Below are 15,736 nucleotides of genomic sequence, written 5' to 3' on the forward strand. Positions count from 1 at the left end.
AAGACCATTTTATTTCTTGTTTTTGACATAAAGAACAAGGCTATGATCCACAATTTCAACACCATGCTTTTTAGCAATCTTGTGCTGCAAGTCTTCGATTTCTTCGCTGAAAAACTCAATAACGGTGCCATCATCCACATTGACCATGTGGTCGTGGTGTTCACCATCATCAATTTCAAATACAGAGTGACCGCCTTCAAAGTTGTGGCGAGTGACCAGCCCTGCTGACTCAAATTGGGTTAATACCCTGTAAACCGTTGCTAAGCCAACATCATCTCCGGCTTCGAGCAATAACTTATAGACGTCTTCCGCGCTAAGGTGACGATCTTCTGAACTTTCCAGGATTTGTAATATCTTAACTCTCGGTAGGGTAACCTTTAATCCGGCTTTTTTTAGCTGCTGATTTTCCAAAAACTCATCCTCCAATAGATTTGCGCGGCAAAATGATTATACTATGCCAAGAATTTATGAAAAGCCATTCAGTATACTTGTGTATGGCCATTACAGCAAAAAACACTAACTATCAGGATATTCATGAAAACTATTTTTCTTTCTGCGCTTTTAGTCAGTTTCAGCTTGTTAAGCGCTTGCGTTTATAAACCAACCATTCAGCAAGGTAATATTCTTGAGCAATCTGAAGTAAACAAGATTAGACCTGGCATGACCAAGGGCCAGATTTCTTTCGTGCTGGGCAATCCGGCTCTTAACACCAACCTTAACGATGATACCTGGTACTACTTGTATTATATGGTGCCGTCAAAGGGTGAACGACGCGAAAAGCGTCTGATTCTGCACTTTGATGGTGAGATATTGCAGTCGATGGAAGGCACCATTAAGCCTGAAACTGAGGAATAAATCTTAGTAACTTGTTTAGGAACCCTGCTTCGGCAGGGTTTTTTGATACTCTTTCAACAGAAGATGGCACATTTCTTCTGATGCCTGATGACGACTTTTCCTGCCTAGCATGGTTATGGTCAGTTTCAGTTGCTTGATATAACGGCGACAGCTGACGCACATGAATAGATGCAGTTTGACCTGTATTCTCTTAACTGTAGTCATTTCTTCATCGATGTATTCGCTGGCCTGTTCGACCAGGTGTTTGCAACTTAACATTCGCCTGTCCTCTGGAATTTGGCCACTACCTGCTGAATTTTATCTCTGGCGCGATGTAGTAGCACTCTAGCATTGGATGAGCTGACTTCAAGAATGTTACAAATTTCTTCCATCTCCATGCCGGCTGAATCGCGCAGCTCCATAATGTATTTTTGCTGATCGGGTAAGCGAGTGAGATGTTTATCCACACAATCTTGCAATTCATCGGCAGCTAACAGCTCATCCGGTGAACCCATATCCCAGGCAGGATTTCTCTGATTCCAATGGCCACTACTGTCAAATCGGGAATCATTGATCATTCTGCTATCAGTTGCCCAATGTTCATCGACTGATTCTAAGGACACCGAGCGCGATTCTTTGCGATAACGGTTTTTAGCTTCATTAGCGACAATTCTTGTGACCCAGGTTTTGAGAGCAGAGCGTTCTTCGAATTTAGGAAGTGCTCTGATCACAGACACCCAAGCCTCTTGAACCACTTCATCTGCTATCGAGTGGCCGACAATTGCAGCAGCAACACTATAAAGAGAAGAGTGCCAAGCCTTAACCACGGTCATGAATAACTGTTGGTCATTATTGATTAGCCTTTGAATTAATTCACTTTCTTCTGGCAGATCTCTTTCTTCAGACAGGTCAGTTTTATCCATCAATCCTCTTATATTAATTGTTTACATCGATCTATTGTGGGTATTCACATTAGAATAACGGCATTAGAGTAGCGCTCGCTATAGATATTACACTGAAGCCCGCAATTGAAGTTTTCCCTATCAATAGTATATTGAATGCTAGCTCATGTCAGCGCGTTTATATTAATACACCGGAAAGGAAAAACGTAATGCAATCAGAAGGCTTTATGTCATTTGTTAAAACCGTAATGGAGTGGATTGCGAGCATTTTTGTGGTCGCTATGATTCTATTGATTTTTACCATTATCGTCTTCTATGCCATTGATACTAAACAGAAAAAACACGCGATTCGTCACAACTTTCCTGTTATTGGACGTTTCCGCTATTGGTTTGAGCATCTCGGTGAGTTCTTCCGCCAATACTTCTTTTCCATGGACCGCGAGGAGATGCCTTTTAATCGTGCAGAGCGAAACTGGGCTTATCGCGCAGCAAAAAACGTCAGTCGAACTCAAGCTTTTGGTTCAACCCGCAATTTAAACCAGGTCGGCACGGTTCTGTTTATGAATGATCAGTTCCCAACTCTGGAGGAGAACTCAGTTGAAGCGTCACCTGTGATGGTCGGTCCCTATTGCCGCACACCCTATCTTGCTCGTAGTTTCTTTAATATTTCAGGCATGAGCTACGGTGCATTGTCTAAAGTTGCGGTAGAAGCTTTGTCACGCGGTGCTGCTCGAGCGGGGTGTTGGATTAATACCGGTGAAGGTGGTTTATCACCTTATCATCTGGCGGGTGGGGCCGATGTGGTCTTCCAGATAGGCACAGCGAAGTATGGTGCACGCGATGGCGAAGGCAAACTGAGCGATGACAAACTGAAGGAGGTTGCCGAACACCCGCAAGTCAAAATGATCGAGTTGAAGCTTGCACAAGGTGCAAAGCCGGGCAAAGGCGGCATTCTCCCCGCCAAAAAGGTCAATGCTGAAATTGCCAAAATTCGCGGCATCCCCGAAGGGAAGGCTTCGATTAGTCCCAATGGTCATCCTGATATTCACAATATTAGCGACCTGCTAGATATGATCAATCATATCCGGGAAGTTACGGGAAAACCGGTAGGTTTTAAAACGGTTTTGGGTAACGAGCACTTCTTATATGAGCTGTGTGGTGAGATTCATAAACGTGGAATTGAGTTCGCTCCTGACTTTATTTCCATCGATAGCGCCGATGGCGGCTCCGGCGCGGCGCCGCAACCGCTGTTTGATTATGTGGGCTTAACTCTTAAAGAAAGCCTGCCCATGACCATTGATATTCTGCAACAGCAAGGCTTACGCGATCGCATCAAAGTTATCTGTTCCGGCAAAATGATCAACCCATCTGCTGTGGCCTGGGCCTTGGCTATGGGTGCTGATTTTGCACTATCTGCACGTGGCTTTATGTTCGCTCTTGGTTGCATCCAAGCGATGCAGTGCAATAAAAACACCTGCCCAACTGGTATCACTACCCATGATCCTGATTTGCAAAAAGGGTTAGACATCACAGACAAATCAGTCCGCGTCTATCATTATCATAAGAATATGGTTAAAGCCGTCGGCATGATTGCGCATTCGTGTGGGGTTAAAGAACCGCGCCGCTTGAAACGCCATCACATGCGCGTTGTAACAGAAAACGGACTTTCGACTCCAATAGATAAGGTTCATCCTTATCAAGAAAACAAGATTCCGACCAGGAATCTTTAAATACACTCATAAAGGAGCATTTATATGCGAACTTTAGCGTATAAATATTATAGTTTTACTGGGGCTGTGTGTAATTCAGTTAAACACCTCGATGGCTTACCGCCCTTACTGTTTAGAGTACTCCTGTTCTTTCCTTTTTGGGAAGCAGGCACGCGTAAATTCGCTAACTTCGAAGAGACGGCGAGCTGGTTTGGCAATAGCGAATGGGGGCTTGGTCTACCTTTTCCCGAATTGATGACCTTCTTGGCGGCAAGCGCCGAAACCGTTGGTGCTGTCTTATTATTGATAGGTTTTGCCGTTCGCTGGATGACCATTCCATTGATGATCACCATGTTGGTTGCGGTTTTTGCGGTGCATTTGGATAACGGTTGGTTCGCTATCGCTCAATCCACAGATCCTGAAATCTCGGAGCGGCTTGCAAGAGCGCGAACCATTCTACAAGATCATGGGAATTACAGTTGGCTGACCGAAAAAGGCAATATTGTGATTCTGCAAAATGGTATCGAATTTGCAGCAACTTACTTCATTATGTTGCTATCCTTGTTCTTTACCGGCGCTGGCCGATATTTTTCGACAGACTACTGGTTAACTAAAGTGTTTCCGAATAAAAAATAGAAACTAGTTTAACAGCAAGTGCAAGTCATCAACGATCTTGCGCTTGTTCTATTTTTTTCCAGCAATCATCAATGATTACCTGCATATCCGACCACAAATAGCTTACAATAAGCGTATCATTGCACCCATTTATCGCGAACCAAGTTAACTTATGAGCGACTACTTCAAAAAATCTTTAGATATTCATCGTTATTTACGTGGCAAGTGGGCCATTAAGAGCAAGGTCCCACTGCAAAACCGTGAAGACTTATCAATTGCCTACACTCCGGGTGTAGCCGCAGTTTCCAATCATATCGCCAAAGACAAAAACTCCAGTTACCTCTACACCATGAAAGGTAATTCGGTTGCCATCGTGTCCGATGGTTCAGCAGTTTTAGGACTTGGTAATATCGGCCCAGAAGCTGCCCTCCCTGTCATGGAAGGTAAAGCCATTCTGTTTAAAGAGTTTGCCGATATTGATGGCGTACCATTGGTGCTGGATGCTAAAAGCGCCGCAGAAATCATTACTGCCGTTAAAGCGATTGCGCCAACTTTTGGTGGCATTAACCTGGAAGATATTGCCGCGCCGAAATGCTTTGAGATTGAAGAAGCGCTGCAAGATATTGGCATCCCGGTTTTTCATGATGACCAACATGGCACAGCGATTGTTTTGCTGGCAGCTTTAATCAATGCCTGTAAGGTTACTGGCAAAGACATTAAGCAATTAAAAGTTGTGATTAACGGTGCCGGCGCTGCGGGTACCGCCATTGCGAAATTACTACGCTGTGTAGGTCATGATGAAGCAGCCTGTATTCCGGTTGAAGATGTGCTGGTCTGCGATTCGCAAGGTATCATTTCACCTGATCGTTCTGACCTGAATGATGAGAAGAAGAAACTTTTAGCTTATACCAATCGTCATAATCGTAATGGCAAATTGCTGGATGCACTAACCAATTCTGATGTCTTTATCGGTGTGTCCAAAGGCAACTTGTTAACGGGTGAAAACATCAGGATGATGAACAAGGATCCGATCATTCTAGCAATGGCCAACCCGATCCCGGAAATTATGCCTGATGAAGCAATCGCAGCTGGCGCTGCGGTAGTCGGCACGGGGCGTAGTGACTTCCCGAATCAGGTTAATAACGTTCTGGCATTCCCCGGTATTTTCCGCGGAGCACTGGAAGCACGTGCCACCCGCATTACCGAAGCAATGAAAATTGCTGCCGCTTATGCGCTAGCTGATGCCGTCAATCATCTTGCACCGGATCACGTATTACCCGATCCATTGAACCGCAACGTGGCGCAAAAAATTGCTGAAGCGGTAAAACAGCAAGCGATTAAAGACGGCGTGCAACGTCCTCTTTAATTCTTCTTTTGTTCACAACGTAATAACTTTTCGATGGCCCGAGTTAATAGCTCGGGCTGTTCCATCATGATTAAGTGCTCTTGAGATGCAATTGGCCAGTAAGCGCCACATTCACTGTTCTGAGATATCTGAAAAAACCAGTCTCTTCCTTCATCTCGCCATTGAATAATGGATGCTTTAACTGACTCGTCCTCAATCTTTGGCAAGTAGCCGGTCTCAAAATCACTATCAATAATGACTAATGGTAGATCGACTGGCAGAGGGTTACTTTGTGCTTGAATGAGATCCTCACGATAATGAGTGGTCTCCCTGAACTTTTCTAACTGGTAACTTCTGGTATTTCTAATGGTCTCAACGGCTGAGTAGAAATCCCAATCCATGTAGTGTTCATGCTCTGCAGAAATAATTGCTTGTAAATGCTCTCTTTCTTCATTGATTTTCTGCTGCATGATCTCATCGTACTTGCCGTCATTGATAAACTGCTCGATTTCGCTCCAACCTTTTCGATAGCGTTCCGTTTCGGAGCTGTAATGCTCAATAGAGTGATCGGTTAACGCATCAGGATCGATTAATACAGTACCTTTAACTAATGAAGCAACATCAGCATTTTGCATTAAAGAATGAACCGACAAGTTGGAACTGGCAAAAGCGACTAGAATAACCGGCCTGTCACGCTCTAAGATAAAGTTTGACAAATCAGCGGCAAACTGACGATAAGACGGCTCACTAGTTGTTTCGGACCAGGCATGGCCTGCTCGGTCAATCGCAATCGTATGATATTCTTGTGCAAGAAAGTTTTGTCCCAGCGCCCACCAGGCACTATCACTGTGCCAGTTATCAGTTGGTCCTGACAATAAGAGTAGATCGGGTTTTAAAGGATTGTGAACACCCATTTCCCGAACATGCAAATTATGGTCGTTAATATTAATCAGTTGGCTAGCTTCGGGTAGGCGACTTTCAGTGCCAGAGCTAATATCCTTCGCATAAATTGGCCCGCTCAGCTGTATCATAAAAAGTAAAGTTGCAATTCTAACCATGGCTATGTCCCCACTATTTTAATAGTTTCATTTTATATATTAAGCCGATGATTTAATGCAGTTTTCTGTAACGGATTGTAACTGTTCAGCGTATTATTGTTTTAATGTGATATTGTCGTAAGTTCTGAGAAAATTTCTCAGATAAATTGTATAAATAGAAGCGGGGTAGCTTACATGAAGTCAATAATTACAGTCACAGGAAGTATTGCACTAATACTCACCTCTTTGCTGCACTCATCAGTTTTAGCTCACAGCGGTTCGCATCCGGTGCGGTATGTTGCTGATGATGGCAACGATCAGGGTGATTGTTCGAAGCCCACTACCCCTTGTGCCAGCATTGCCTATGCCGTCAATCAATCCAGCAAAGGCGACAAAATTCATGTTGCATCAGGCACTTACCACGCTGGCGAAATGGATATCTTCTATCTGCTAAATGATATGGTGGCCATTCAAGGTGGCTTTTCCACTCAAGATAAATTCGCTAAACAAAATCCAGATAAATATCTGACAACTATTACCGGTATTCCTGCCGGGTACCGTCAACAGCTAGCCAACAAAGGTTTCCGTTTACTACAAGATGCCAAAGGGTTGCCCGAGCAGAGACTTAAACCTGAATACCTTGAACTTCTCGAACGCTACCAGAAAATTACCACCAGCGTTGAAAAACAACTGACGTGTTCTAGCGGACAGGCCGACGAATACCCTTGTCATAATGTTGATCTTGAGTCGCACTTACCTTTAAGTCAATTAAGCTCATTACCATCTAGCGCTAATGATATTTGGGGTTATGTGGATCTCAATAATAGCCGTGAATATGCGGTGATGGGGGTTTATAACGGAACTGTACTGATCGATGTGACCGAGCCGGTCAATCCTGTTGAGGTTGATAGCGTTACTGGTGCTAACAGTACCTGGCGCGATGTTAAGGTTTATCAGTACTTTGATGATGCTGCTTCCGAATATAAAGTCTATGCCTATGTTACTACCGAGGGGCAAGGCGGTTTACAGATTATAGATTTGAGCAATGCACCCGATTCCATCGAGCTGGTTAATACCATCAATGTCTTTCAAACTGCGCATAACGTCTATCTTGGCAACATCAATTATTCCGATGGGACTGCGCTTGATGGTCATGAAGCTTATTTGTATATAGCTGGCTCCAATATTGATAATGGCTCATATCGCGTGTTTGACTTGGTAGACCCGGAAAATCCAGCACTTGTTAGTACCCCGAGCTCAGCTGGCTATGTTCATGATGCGACTAATTTGATCATTGATGATGCACGAACAGGCCAGTGTGCCGATGGCCATAACCCTTGTGAGATCTTTGTAGACTTTAACGAAAATACTGTAGACATTTGGGATACCACCGATAAATCAAATCCATTCAGAATCAGCAGCACCGGTTATGCTGGCGCTAGCTATACCCACTCCGGCTGGTACTCAGAAGATAAAAATTATGTCTTTATTCAAGATGAATTGGATGAGCGTAACCGCGGCGTCAATAGCACGCTTTATGTCATGGATATTCAGGACCTGACTTCGCCTCGCATCGTTGGTTCTTATGTGGGCTCAACGCCTGCGATAGACCACAACGGTTTTACATTAGGCGATAAATACTACATGTCGAACTACAAGCGTGGTTTAACGATACTTGATGTATCGGATCCTACAACTCCAACAGAGATTGGCTTTTTCGACACTTATCCGATTCCCGAAGCCAACGACCCACAGTTCGACGGTGCATGGGGAGTTTATCCTTATTTACCTAGCGGGAATATTTTGGTTAGTGATATTTCTAATGGATTATTTGTATTAAAAGATAATAGTGAGATCGGTGGCTCAGAGCCTCCAGCACCACCTGCACCGGCACCTGAACCAGACTCAGGTGGTGGAGGCGGTGGCTCAACTTCGCTTTGGCTATTACTTGGACTAACACTGTTTGGCATGAGAAGGAATCTTATGTCTAACTAAACGACTCCTCAAGGAGGAGCAATTCTGGGATCAGCCGCATTAAGCTGCTATCCATTGCTGGAAATCCTACCCCTCCAAACCTCTGGCAGGATGGGTAGCAGTGCGGCCCCAGTTGCTTTCCTCTTTATTCGGTAAACCATAACTACTACTCAATCCATAAACCTTTTCAAGATTTGTCGATTGCCTCTTGCTAGGATATTCTAATCGTAACGAGGTAACTCTATGAAAAAACTTAATCTTTGGATTTATATTTTAGGCTTGTTGCTCGCCTCATTATTAGCCGGAAGTAAGGCATTAGATCACTTTGGTGAGGAATACGCTGATAAGGCTTTGAAGCGTGCATTAATTTCTTTTGCTGTTGCAAGAACTCTCAATGGGCTTATATCAGTGGCACAAGAAGCTGAAGTTGCCATGCAGCCGGCAGGAGTTGGCTTGAACGTTTCTCCTGGCGAAATTCTTGACCCGGTGAATGACCTGATCGAGCGTTTTTCGCTGGTAATGTTAGTCGCAGCATCTGCCATCGGTGTGCAGAAACTATTACTCGCTATGTCTGCCTGGGAAATCTTTAATTATTTTGTGGTTGGTTATTGGTTGATCTATGGCGCCATCTTAATTGCCAAACGAAACAAGCCTGCTGGCTTGCATCCTTTGTGGTTTAAAGCAGCAATGTTTTTAGTCCTGGTTAGATTTGCCACCCCAGTTATGGCGTTGACTAATGAGGGTTTTTATCATGTGTTTCTGGACAATAATTATCAAGAAGCCAGCGTGGAATTAGAAGGTGTTAGTAAAACCATTGAAAATAACACCCCCGAACAAGAAGCTGTTACGGAGCCCGGGCGTTCGGCCTATCAAGGTGCAAAAGAATGGTTTAGCAACGCCATAAGTCAGTTGGACATTAAAAAACAAATTGAGGCTTATCAGGCGGCAGCGGAAAGGGCTAGTCAAAATGTGATTGAGCTGATTACCGTTTTTGTGGTGCAAACGATTCTGTTTCCGATATTTTTCTTATGGTTGATTTATCGTTCTGGACGAAGTTTATTAAGCTCTCGTTCGCAAAATCATGCTCATACAAATCTGAATCATCACGACATATAAAGCTGAATGTATAAAAAAAGGTCGGCAAATGCCGACCTAATTACTTACCTACTTTATCTTAAATCGTTCGACAATCTAGAAATCAACCGTAGCAGTTTCATCAAGGGTTACAGTAACATTCTGAGTCGCACTGAATGTTATTGCATCGTCTGTTTCAGGGTCATCATTCGCGGCTTCACAGGTAAAGGCTAAGGTGTAGTCTCCGGCCTGAACGAAACCGATTTCATACTCATAGAAACCATCAGTATTCATCTCCACACTGGTGGTGGTGATTGGCTCAGGCTCATTAGCATCAATATCATCAGTATCCGCATCATAACCAGCGAATAAATAGACACCGCTAGTATCTGAACAACCCTCTGCATTGAGCAGCGTTTCATCTACCAGACCATTGATATGACCCACTTCAAGGTTATCGACGATACGCAAAGTTGGGCGCAAGAAGTAATCATCACTGCCATTTTGTGGTTGATGTACCGATTTTCTTAAATCAAAATCAATGGTGAAGTTTGAGATGCCACCGGCAGCAACTGTAAAGGGACGATTCATTTTAAGCCCTGATTGTGCACCACTTGGGACATATAGCGAATAACGCGCACCATCAATATCAATATATGAGTCGGTCACACCGCGTTCTGCATTCACCTTGAGACGAATCCATTGATACTGGCCTGCATTGACCGTAGTTTCTGGCAACAACTCTAGCGACTCATCACCAGTCAGTTGTAGTAGATCAATGGTCATTGGAGTATCAAAATCGAAATTCAAACGCTCGCCAGGCCCTTGAACTTCAATGCCTGTAAATTCAACTACCACCGCTTCAGCGCCGTCTACTGGGGCATCGGTGATGGATAATGCTAATTGACCTTTGTCAGGGTCATCATCTTTACAACCAGCCAACGCTAATAAGACACTGGCTAATACTAAGCCATGTTTAAATTTCATACTATCTACCTCCACTTAACAAGTGGACGCTAGGTTACTCCAGTTAGGTTGGATACATTGTGATACAAATCGCAATGCGCGTTAAACTACCCACTTTCGTCATGTATTTGTGAGCAATGTCAAAAATCCTGACAACTGATTTAACAAAACAAGTACTTATGTCAGTCACACCTGGTTGTTTAATCACTACTAATTATGCTCATCTAGCATCACTACCATAGGAAATCAGCTGGCTTTTTCGTATAATTGCGCCACTTAACACAATCCAACCAAGGGATCCTCATGAGACCGAGTGGCCGCACCAGCAATCAGCTTCGTCCAATCACCATCACACGCCAATTTACCAAGCACGCAGAAGGTTCTGTGCTGATTGAGTTCGGTGAAACTAAAGTGCTATGCAATGCCAGCGTGGTCGACAATGTTCCGAGGTTCTTAAAAGGAAAGGGGCAGGGCTGGATTACTGCGGAATACGGTATGTTGCCGCGCTCAACCCATACCCGTATGGATCGTGAAGCGTCTCGTGGTAAGCAGGGTGGGCGTACTTTAGAAATTCAAAGGCTAATTGGTCGCTCACTTCGTGCCGCTGTAGACCTATCACAACTGGGCGAAAACACCATTTACGTAGACTGTGATGTGATTCAAGCGGATGGTGGCACTCGCACCGCCTCCATTTCAGGCGCCAGCATTGCTTTGCATGATGCTCTATTTCATATGCGCAAAACCGGTATGATTAAAACTAACCCGCTTAAACACATGGTTGGTTCAGTCTCTGTCGGCATCTACAAAGGCACACCGATTTTAGACCTCGACTACCTAGAGGATTCAGCAGCAGAAACCGATATGAACTTGGTGATGGATGAAAACGGTGGTTTTATTGAAATTCAAGGAACTGCAGAAGGCGAAACCTTCACCGGTGATGAGTTGATGCAAATGTTAGAGTTAGGTAAGCAAGGCATTAGAGAAATTTTTGACCTACAACACAAAGCAGTCGCGGTGTAAAAAATAAAAAGGGCAGGCACATTAGCCTGCCCTTACCGAGAACTTACAATTTCCGCGGAGGGATAATCCAGGCCTACTCCCCGCACTTTCCATGTTGGTGAACATGTCCATGGGCTACTTCGTCAGCGTCAGCTTTACGCACTGCTAATACTTTCACTTCGACTTTAACGACTTGTCCGGCTAGCGGATGGTTGGCATCAATAACCACTTTATCTTCGGAAATTTCACGCACCACTACAGCATGCACGCCATCGCTGCTTTCAGCGGCTAGGCGCATGCCTTCGCATAAATTTTCCACCTCGGCGAATGCTTCGCGCGGAACCTCGGTGCGAAGGTCATCTTCGTACTCGCCATAGGCTTCGTTAGGGGGTAACTCAACTTTAACTTTCTGCCCAATTGCTTTGCCGGTTAATTCTTTTTCTAATCCAGGCATCACTTCGCCATAGCCGTGCAGATAAACCCAGGGGCCGCCTTCAGCCGAACTTTCCCAAACCTGGCCTGCTTGATCCATTAATTTATAATCCAATTCAACGACAGTATCTTTTTCAATATTCATAACTAAAACTGGGTTCCAAAAATTAGGTTTGATGCCAATATAAGCCATAAAGCGGTAAGCGTTATAAAGCTCAACATGAAGGCTGTAAATCTGTGCATTACTTTATTATATGTGCAGTGAATAACACTATGTGCTACACGAAAAGCCACAAATGCCCATGCTAACGCTAGCATTAGAAGGGAACTGTTATTAGTTAGCATGATGGTAAATATGGCCGCATAAAACAGTATCGGCAGCTCAAACAAGTTCATATAATTATCGGAAGCACGGGTGTCGGCAAAACTCTCCAGACCGCCTTTTCGTGAGTGTACTTTCTGTGGATGGATGCGCTCAGATTTCATAGCGCTAACGCGGCGACGGTACATCACAAGGGCAACAATGATGGTCAAAAACATCATCGCCACCAGCGGTAAAATAATGGGTTGTGTCATAGTGATTCCTTAAGGTTCAGCATTAAATCATTTAAATCTTAGCCAAGCACTTTATCAATCGCCAGCGCTGACCAGGCTTGGGAGGTGGGCATTAACTCTATACTATTGATATTGACATGCTGTGGTTGCTCAGCGGCCCATAACACCGACTCTGCGATATCGTCAGCAGTTAAAGGGTTTGCCCCTTTATACACATTATCGGCTTTATCTTTATCGCCGTGGAAGCGTACTAATGAAAATTCAGTTTCGGCCAGCCCAGGTTCGATGTTGGTCACACGGACCTGAGTGCCCAATAAATCCGCACGCAAGTTACGGCTAAATTGCTTAACAAAAGCCTTGGTTGCGCCATAGGCATTGCCGCCGGGGTAAGCATAGTTACCGGCAATCGAACCAATGTTAATAATATGACCTGATTTGCGCTCGACCATGCCCGGCAAAACTTTTCGAGTCATCAGATACAATCCTTTAATGTTGGTATCCACCATGCGATTCCAATCGGTCAGGTCCGCTTGATGGGCTGGCTCTAAACCTAATGCCAAACCAGCATTATTAACCAAGACATCGATGTTAGAAAACTCTTCAGGAATGGCCTCGAACATAGAATCAACCTGTTCCTCGGAGGTCACATCCAAAGGCAATACAAATATTCTGTCCTCACCCAGCTGCTGCTTAAGCTCTTCTTTCAGGGCTTGCAAACGCTCCTTGCGACGCGCCGCAGCGATAACTTTGCAGCCTTTTTGCGCAAAGGCTTTAGCGCAGGCCAAGCCAAAACCTGAGCTTGCACCAGTAACCATAACGGTTTTGTCTTTTAGATGACTCATAATCTACTCTCTAAATTATTTCTCAGTAAAAGTATTGCTCAAAATGAATTGTTTGAATATTAGCACAGGCCAATGGCTTTCACATCGGCAAATAGCCTGTAACCTTGTACTCAAAGAGTTGATACGGGGTTGCACCCTATCCGCGTTCCATAGACAATGAAGTTATCTGGTCAATTACAAACTACTGATGATACTGACTTAACAATGACTCAAGAATATCAATTTCAAATTAGCGTACAGACTCAATACATTGACGAACAGTCTGAGCCTGAAAATGAACGCTATGTGTTTGCCTACACCATACAAATAACCAACACTGGCTCGCATGGTGCGACCCTAAACGCTCGCCACTGGGTGATCACTGATGCCAATGGCGAAGTGACCGAAGTTAAAGGGCAGGGCGTGGTCGGCGAACAACCCTATATCGCGCCGGGCAAAAGCTATGAGTACTCCAGCGGTGCCGTGCTCAACACGCCGATTGGCACCATGCAGGGCAGTTATCAGATGGCAACCGACAGTGGCACAGCATTTGATACACCGATTCCCGTTTTCAGTTTGGCAGCTCCCGGAGCACTTCATTAGATTTTATGGCGACCTATGCAATCGGCGATATCCAGGGCTGTTATGATGAGTTTCGCCTCCTTCTAAAAAAAATCCAGTTTAATCCAGCACACGATACCCTGTGGCTGGGAGGCGATCTGGTCAACCGTGGCCCCAAGTCGCTGGAAGTTCTGCAGTTCGCTTATGAGCATCAGGATGTATGCCAACTGGTTTTGGGGAATCATGATTTAAGCATGCTCGCTAGCTATTACACAAAAGCTAAGTTACCCAAAAAGAGTGAGCTTAATGCCATTTTTGCGGCAGATAACATCAAGAAAATTATGAAATGGTTGCGCAAGCAGCCGATGGCATTGTACGACAAGAACCTTAATGTACTGATGACGCACGCTGGTGTGCCGCCGCAGTGGAGCTTGAAAACAACACTCGCCTGCGCATTTGAGCTCGAAGAAGTTTTAAGCAAAAAAGAAACCGCCAAAGACTTTTTTAAGCACATGTTTGGCAATAAGCCTGCTCTTTGGAGCAAGAAACTGGAAGGCATCGAGCGTTTACGTTACATCACTAACGCCCTGACTCGTATGCGCTTTGTTCATCATGACGGAACACTTGATTTTAAAAGTAAATCCTCGCCGGGTAAGCAGGGCAAAGGTTTGTTCCCCTGGTATGAACTGACTGAAATTGGTCACGAAACCAGACTTGTCTTCGGACACTGGGCAGCCTTAAACGGTAAATGTCCGATTCCCAACCTACACGCACTAGATACTGGCTGCGTCTGGGGCAACAAGCTCACCGCACTGCGCCTGGAAGACGAAAAACGCTTCCGCGTCAAAGCCCTCTAGTCTGTAGGGGCGACCTGCGGTCATCCGCCGAATCTTTAGATACCAACCACCACTATCGCCAATCCCGTCAAAGATCGGTACAATTACCGTTTTAGCCCAAACATCGGGCATCTGCTCTAAATCTGAGCTTAAACACACTGCAAAAGGTTATTAATTTACATGGTTAGAAGTATGACAGCCTTCGCCCGCCAGCAAGTGGCGACCGAGTGGGGCAACGTAACCTGGGAAATCAAATCCGTAAACCAACGATTCCTCGAACCGAATTTCAGAATGCCGGAAACCTTCCGTCACCTTGAGTTCTCACTGCGTGAAGTTCTGCGCAAGCAACTCAGCCGCGGCAAACTTGATTGCACCTTGCGAGTTGAGATGAATGCTAAAAGCGCCGGCAAAATAAAGCTAGACCAGGAAATGGCTCAACAGCTTCTAACCGCCCATGAAGAATTACAAGTTCTTGCGCAAGACAACCAATCTCCCGATCTGACCCAACTGTTGCGCTGGCCTGGTATTCTACAACAAGAAGAAGCCGACACCGACACCATGGAACAGGACGTGAGAAATGTCTTTGAGGAAGCGGTAAAGCAGTTGATTACCGTCCGCGAACGTGAAGGTTCAGCCTTGGCTGAAATGATCGAACAGCGCCTGGCCGGTATTGGCGTTGAAGTAGACAAGGTCGCTGAACAGATGCCGCAAGTGATGCAATGGCAGCGCGATAAATTGTTGACCCGCTTCAAAGAAGCTGAAGTCGAGCTGGATCCAGAGCGTCGTGAGCAAGAGCTGGTCTTCTTGGCGCAAAAACTCGATGTAGCCGAAGAGCTTGACCGTCTCAAAACACACGTTATCGAAGCGCAACGTATGCTCAAAAAAGGTGGTCCAATCGGCCGACGCCTTGACTTCTTAATGCAGGAATTCAACCGAGAAGCTAATACCCTCGGCTCAAAGTCGATCAATGCCGACATCACCTCCAGCGCAGTCGAAGTCAAAGTGCTTATCGAGCAAATGCGCGAGCAAGTGCAGAATATCGAGTAAATTACTTATGGTGGGAGCTGACAAAGTTT

General features: G+C 44.9%; 18 protein-coding genes. 10 read left to right on the forward strand and 8 right to left on the reverse strand.

What is annotated here, in order from left to right; all coding sequences use genetic code 11:
• Positions 1 to 9 precede the first annotated feature (9 nt).
• Positions 10 to 411 (reverse strand): ferric iron uptake transcriptional regulator, encoded by a 402-nt coding sequence (fur, locus tag ACN0VI_RS02725; RefSeq protein ID WP_331891052.1) that lies wholly within the window; start codon positions 409 to 411, stop codon positions 10 to 12.
• 123 nt (positions 412 to 534) lie between these two features.
• Here fur and ACN0VI_RS02730 point away from each other — a divergent pair, with 123 nt between their 5' ends.
• Complete coding sequence (locus ACN0VI_RS02730) at positions 535 to 855, forward strand: outer membrane protein assembly factor BamE (RefSeq protein ID WP_417445701.1); 321 nt, start codon at positions 535 to 537, stop codon at positions 853 to 855.
• A 15-nt stretch (positions 856 to 870) separates the two neighbouring features.
• Here the strand turns inward: ACN0VI_RS02730 and ACN0VI_RS02735 are convergent, their stop codons facing one another.
• Together ACN0VI_RS02735 and ACN0VI_RS02740 are read right to left on the reverse strand one after the other, a co-directional pair.
• Positions 871 to 1,113: a zf-HC2 domain-containing protein gene (locus ACN0VI_RS02735; protein ID WP_417445702.1), complete on the reverse strand. Its 243-nt coding sequence runs from the start codon at positions 1,111 to 1,113 to the stop codon at positions 871 to 873.
• Positions 1,107 to 1,757 (reverse strand): RNA polymerase sigma factor, encoded by a 651-nt coding sequence (locus ACN0VI_RS02740; protein ID WP_417445703.1) that lies wholly within the window; start codon positions 1,755 to 1,757, stop codon positions 1,107 to 1,109. The genes ACN0VI_RS02735 and ACN0VI_RS02740 overlap by 7 nt, the downstream gene beginning before the upstream one ends.
• A gap of 188 nt (positions 1,758 to 1,945) precedes the next feature.
• Between ACN0VI_RS02740 and ACN0VI_RS02745 the strand changes: the two genes are divergently transcribed.
• From ACN0VI_RS02745 to ACN0VI_RS02755, 3 genes are all read left to right on the forward strand, one after another.
• A complete protein-coding gene (locus ACN0VI_RS02745) occupies positions 1,946 to 3,466 on the forward strand; it encodes an FMN-binding glutamate synthase family protein (protein ID WP_331892627.1) in 1,521 nt (506 codons plus the stop codon).
• A gap of 24 nt (positions 3,467 to 3,490) precedes the next feature.
• Positions 3,491 to 4,081 (forward strand): DoxX family protein, encoded by a 591-nt coding sequence (locus ACN0VI_RS02750; protein ID WP_417445704.1) that lies wholly within the window; start codon positions 3,491 to 3,493, stop codon positions 4,079 to 4,081.
• A gap of 151 nt (positions 4,082 to 4,232) precedes the next feature.
• The gene (locus tag ACN0VI_RS02755) at positions 4,233 to 5,426 is read left to right on the forward strand and encodes an NADP-dependent malic enzyme (RefSeq protein WP_331892625.1); all 1,194 of its coding nucleotides are present in this window, start codon (positions 4,233 to 4,235) and stop codon (positions 5,424 to 5,426) included.
• Here ACN0VI_RS02755 and ACN0VI_RS02760 read toward each other — a convergent pair.
• Positions 5,423 to 6,463, reverse strand: coding sequence for an alpha/beta fold hydrolase (locus ACN0VI_RS02760; RefSeq protein WP_417445705.1), 1,041 nt, complete (start codon positions 6,461 to 6,463; stop codon positions 5,423 to 5,425). The two genes, ACN0VI_RS02755 and ACN0VI_RS02760, sit on opposite strands and share 4 nt — an antisense overlap.
• A 174-nt stretch (positions 6,464 to 6,637) precedes the next feature.
• Between ACN0VI_RS02760 and ACN0VI_RS02765 the strand changes: the two genes are divergently transcribed.
• Together ACN0VI_RS02765 and ACN0VI_RS02770 are read left to right on the forward strand one after the other, a co-directional pair.
• Entirely contained in the window at positions 6,638 to 8,437 is a 1,800-nt protein-coding gene (locus tag ACN0VI_RS02765; RefSeq protein ID WP_417445706.1) for a choice-of-anchor B family protein, read from the forward strand.
• A gap of 222 nt (positions 8,438 to 8,659) precedes the next feature.
• Positions 8,660 to 9,532, forward strand: coding sequence for a hypothetical protein (locus ACN0VI_RS02770; RefSeq protein ID WP_417445707.1), 873 nt, complete (start codon positions 8,660 to 8,662; stop codon positions 9,530 to 9,532).
• Positions 9,533 to 9,607: 75 nt separating this feature from the next.
• On the opposite strand, the gene ACN0VI_RS02775 is transcribed toward ACN0VI_RS02770, so the two are convergent.
• Positions 9,608 to 10,477: a DUF4382 domain-containing protein gene (locus ACN0VI_RS02775; protein ID WP_331892617.1), complete on the reverse strand. Its 870-nt coding sequence runs from the start codon at positions 10,475 to 10,477 to the stop codon at positions 9,608 to 9,610.
• 282 nt (positions 10,478 to 10,759) lie between these two features.
• Here ACN0VI_RS02775 and rph point away from each other — a divergent pair, with 282 nt between their 5' ends.
• Entirely contained in the window at positions 10,760 to 11,476 is a 717-nt protein-coding gene (rph, locus tag ACN0VI_RS02780; RefSeq protein ID WP_331892615.1) for a ribonuclease PH, read from the forward strand.
• A 73-nt stretch (positions 11,477 to 11,549) separates the two neighbouring features.
• On the opposite strand, the gene ACN0VI_RS02785 is transcribed toward rph, so the two are convergent.
• The 3 genes from ACN0VI_RS02785 to ACN0VI_RS02795 are packed head-to-tail and all read right to left on the reverse strand — an operon-like array spanning position 11,550 to position 13,284.
• On the reverse strand, positions 11,550 to 12,032 hold the full coding sequence (locus ACN0VI_RS02785; protein WP_331892613.1) for a peptidylprolyl isomerase: 483 nt from the start codon (positions 12,030 to 12,032) through the stop codon (positions 11,550 to 11,552).
• 2 nt (positions 12,033 to 12,034) lie between these two features.
• Entirely contained in the window at positions 12,035 to 12,463 is a 429-nt protein-coding gene (locus tag ACN0VI_RS02790) for an MAPEG family protein (protein ID WP_417445708.1), read from the reverse strand.
• 38 nt (positions 12,464 to 12,501) lie between these two features.
• Complete coding sequence (locus ACN0VI_RS02795; protein WP_331892609.1) at positions 12,502 to 13,284, reverse strand: SDR family oxidoreductase; 783 nt, start codon at positions 13,282 to 13,284, stop codon at positions 12,502 to 12,504.
• A 204-nt stretch (positions 13,285 to 13,488) separates the two neighbouring features.
• On the opposite strand from ACN0VI_RS02795, the gene apaG reads away from it, so the two are divergent.
• The 3 genes from apaG to ACN0VI_RS02810 all read left to right on the forward strand — a co-directional run bounded on the left by apaG (position 13,489) and on the right by ACN0VI_RS02810 (position 15,707).
• Positions 13,489 to 13,866 (forward strand): Co2+/Mg2+ efflux protein ApaG, encoded by a 378-nt coding sequence (gene apaG, locus ACN0VI_RS02800; protein WP_331892635.1) that lies wholly within the window; start codon positions 13,489 to 13,491, stop codon positions 13,864 to 13,866.
• 5 nt (positions 13,867 to 13,871) lie between these two features.
• The gene (locus ACN0VI_RS02805; RefSeq protein ID WP_331892607.1) at positions 13,872 to 14,681 is read left to right on the forward strand and encodes a symmetrical bis(5'-nucleosyl)-tetraphosphatase; all 810 of its coding nucleotides are present in this window, start codon (positions 13,872 to 13,874) and stop codon (positions 14,679 to 14,681) included.
• Between the two features lie 159 nt (positions 14,682 to 14,840).
• Positions 14,841 to 15,707, forward strand: coding sequence for a YicC/YloC family endoribonuclease (locus ACN0VI_RS02810; protein WP_417445709.1), 867 nt, complete (start codon positions 14,841 to 14,843; stop codon positions 15,705 to 15,707).
• The last annotated feature ends 29 nt before the right edge of the window (positions 15,708 to 15,736 follow it).

It is taken from the genome of Kangiella sp., assembly GCF_048265365.1.
Taxonomy (GTDB): domain Bacteria; phylum Pseudomonadota; class Gammaproteobacteria; order Enterobacterales; family Kangiellaceae; genus Kangiella.

Excerpts from the sequence above, each read along its gene's own strand:
- ACN0VI_RS02730 (WP_417445701.1), top strand. The coding sequence starts at position 535 with ATGAAAACTATTTTTCTTTCTGCGCTTTTAGTCAGTTTCAGCTTGTTA.
- ACN0VI_RS02735 (WP_417445702.1), bottom strand. The coding sequence starts at position 1,113 with ATGTTAAGTTGCAAACACCTGGTCGAACAGGCCAGCGAATACATCGAT.
- ACN0VI_RS02740 (WP_417445703.1), bottom strand. The coding sequence starts at position 1,757 with ATGGATAAAACTGACCTGTCTGAAGAAAGAGATCTGCCAGAAGAAAGT.
- ACN0VI_RS02745 (WP_331892627.1), top strand. The coding sequence starts at position 1,946 with ATGCAATCAGAAGGCTTTATGTCATTTGTTAAAACCGTAATGGAGTGG.
- ACN0VI_RS02750 (WP_417445704.1), top strand. The coding sequence starts at position 3,491 with ATGCGAACTTTAGCGTATAAATATTATAGTTTTACTGGGGCTGTGTGT.
- ACN0VI_RS02755 (WP_331892625.1), top strand. The coding sequence starts at position 4,233 with ATGAGCGACTACTTCAAAAAATCTTTAGATATTCATCGTTATTTACGT.
- ACN0VI_RS02760 (WP_417445705.1), bottom strand. The coding sequence starts at position 6,463 with ATGGTTAGAATTGCAACTTTACTTTTTATGATACAGCTGAGCGGGCCA.
- ACN0VI_RS02765 (WP_417445706.1), top strand. The coding sequence starts at position 6,638 with ATGAAGTCAATAATTACAGTCACAGGAAGTATTGCACTAATACTCACC.
- ACN0VI_RS02770 (WP_417445707.1), top strand. The coding sequence starts at position 8,660 with ATGAAAAAACTTAATCTTTGGATTTATATTTTAGGCTTGTTGCTCGCC.
- ACN0VI_RS02775 (WP_331892617.1), bottom strand. The coding sequence starts at position 10,477 with ATGAAATTTAAACATGGCTTAGTATTAGCCAGTGTCTTATTAGCGTTG.
- rph (WP_331892615.1), top strand. The coding sequence starts at position 10,760 with ATGAGACCGAGTGGCCGCACCAGCAATCAGCTTCGTCCAATCACCATC.
- ACN0VI_RS02785 (WP_331892613.1), bottom strand. The coding sequence starts at position 12,032 with ATGAATATTGAAAAAGATACTGTCGTTGAATTGGATTATAAATTAATG.
- ACN0VI_RS02790 (WP_417445708.1), bottom strand. The coding sequence starts at position 12,463 with ATGACACAACCCATTATTTTACCGCTGGTGGCGATGATGTTTTTGACC.
- ACN0VI_RS02795 (WP_331892609.1), bottom strand. The coding sequence starts at position 13,284 with ATGAGTCATCTAAAAGACAAAACCGTTATGGTTACTGGTGCAAGCTCA.
- apaG (WP_331892635.1), top strand. The coding sequence starts at position 13,489 with ATGACTCAAGAATATCAATTTCAAATTAGCGTACAGACTCAATACATT.
- ACN0VI_RS02805 (WP_331892607.1), top strand. The coding sequence starts at position 13,872 with ATGGCGACCTATGCAATCGGCGATATCCAGGGCTGTTATGATGAGTTT.
- ACN0VI_RS02810 (WP_417445709.1), top strand. The coding sequence starts at position 14,841 with ATGGTTAGAAGTATGACAGCCTTCGCCCGCCAGCAAGTGGCGACCGAG.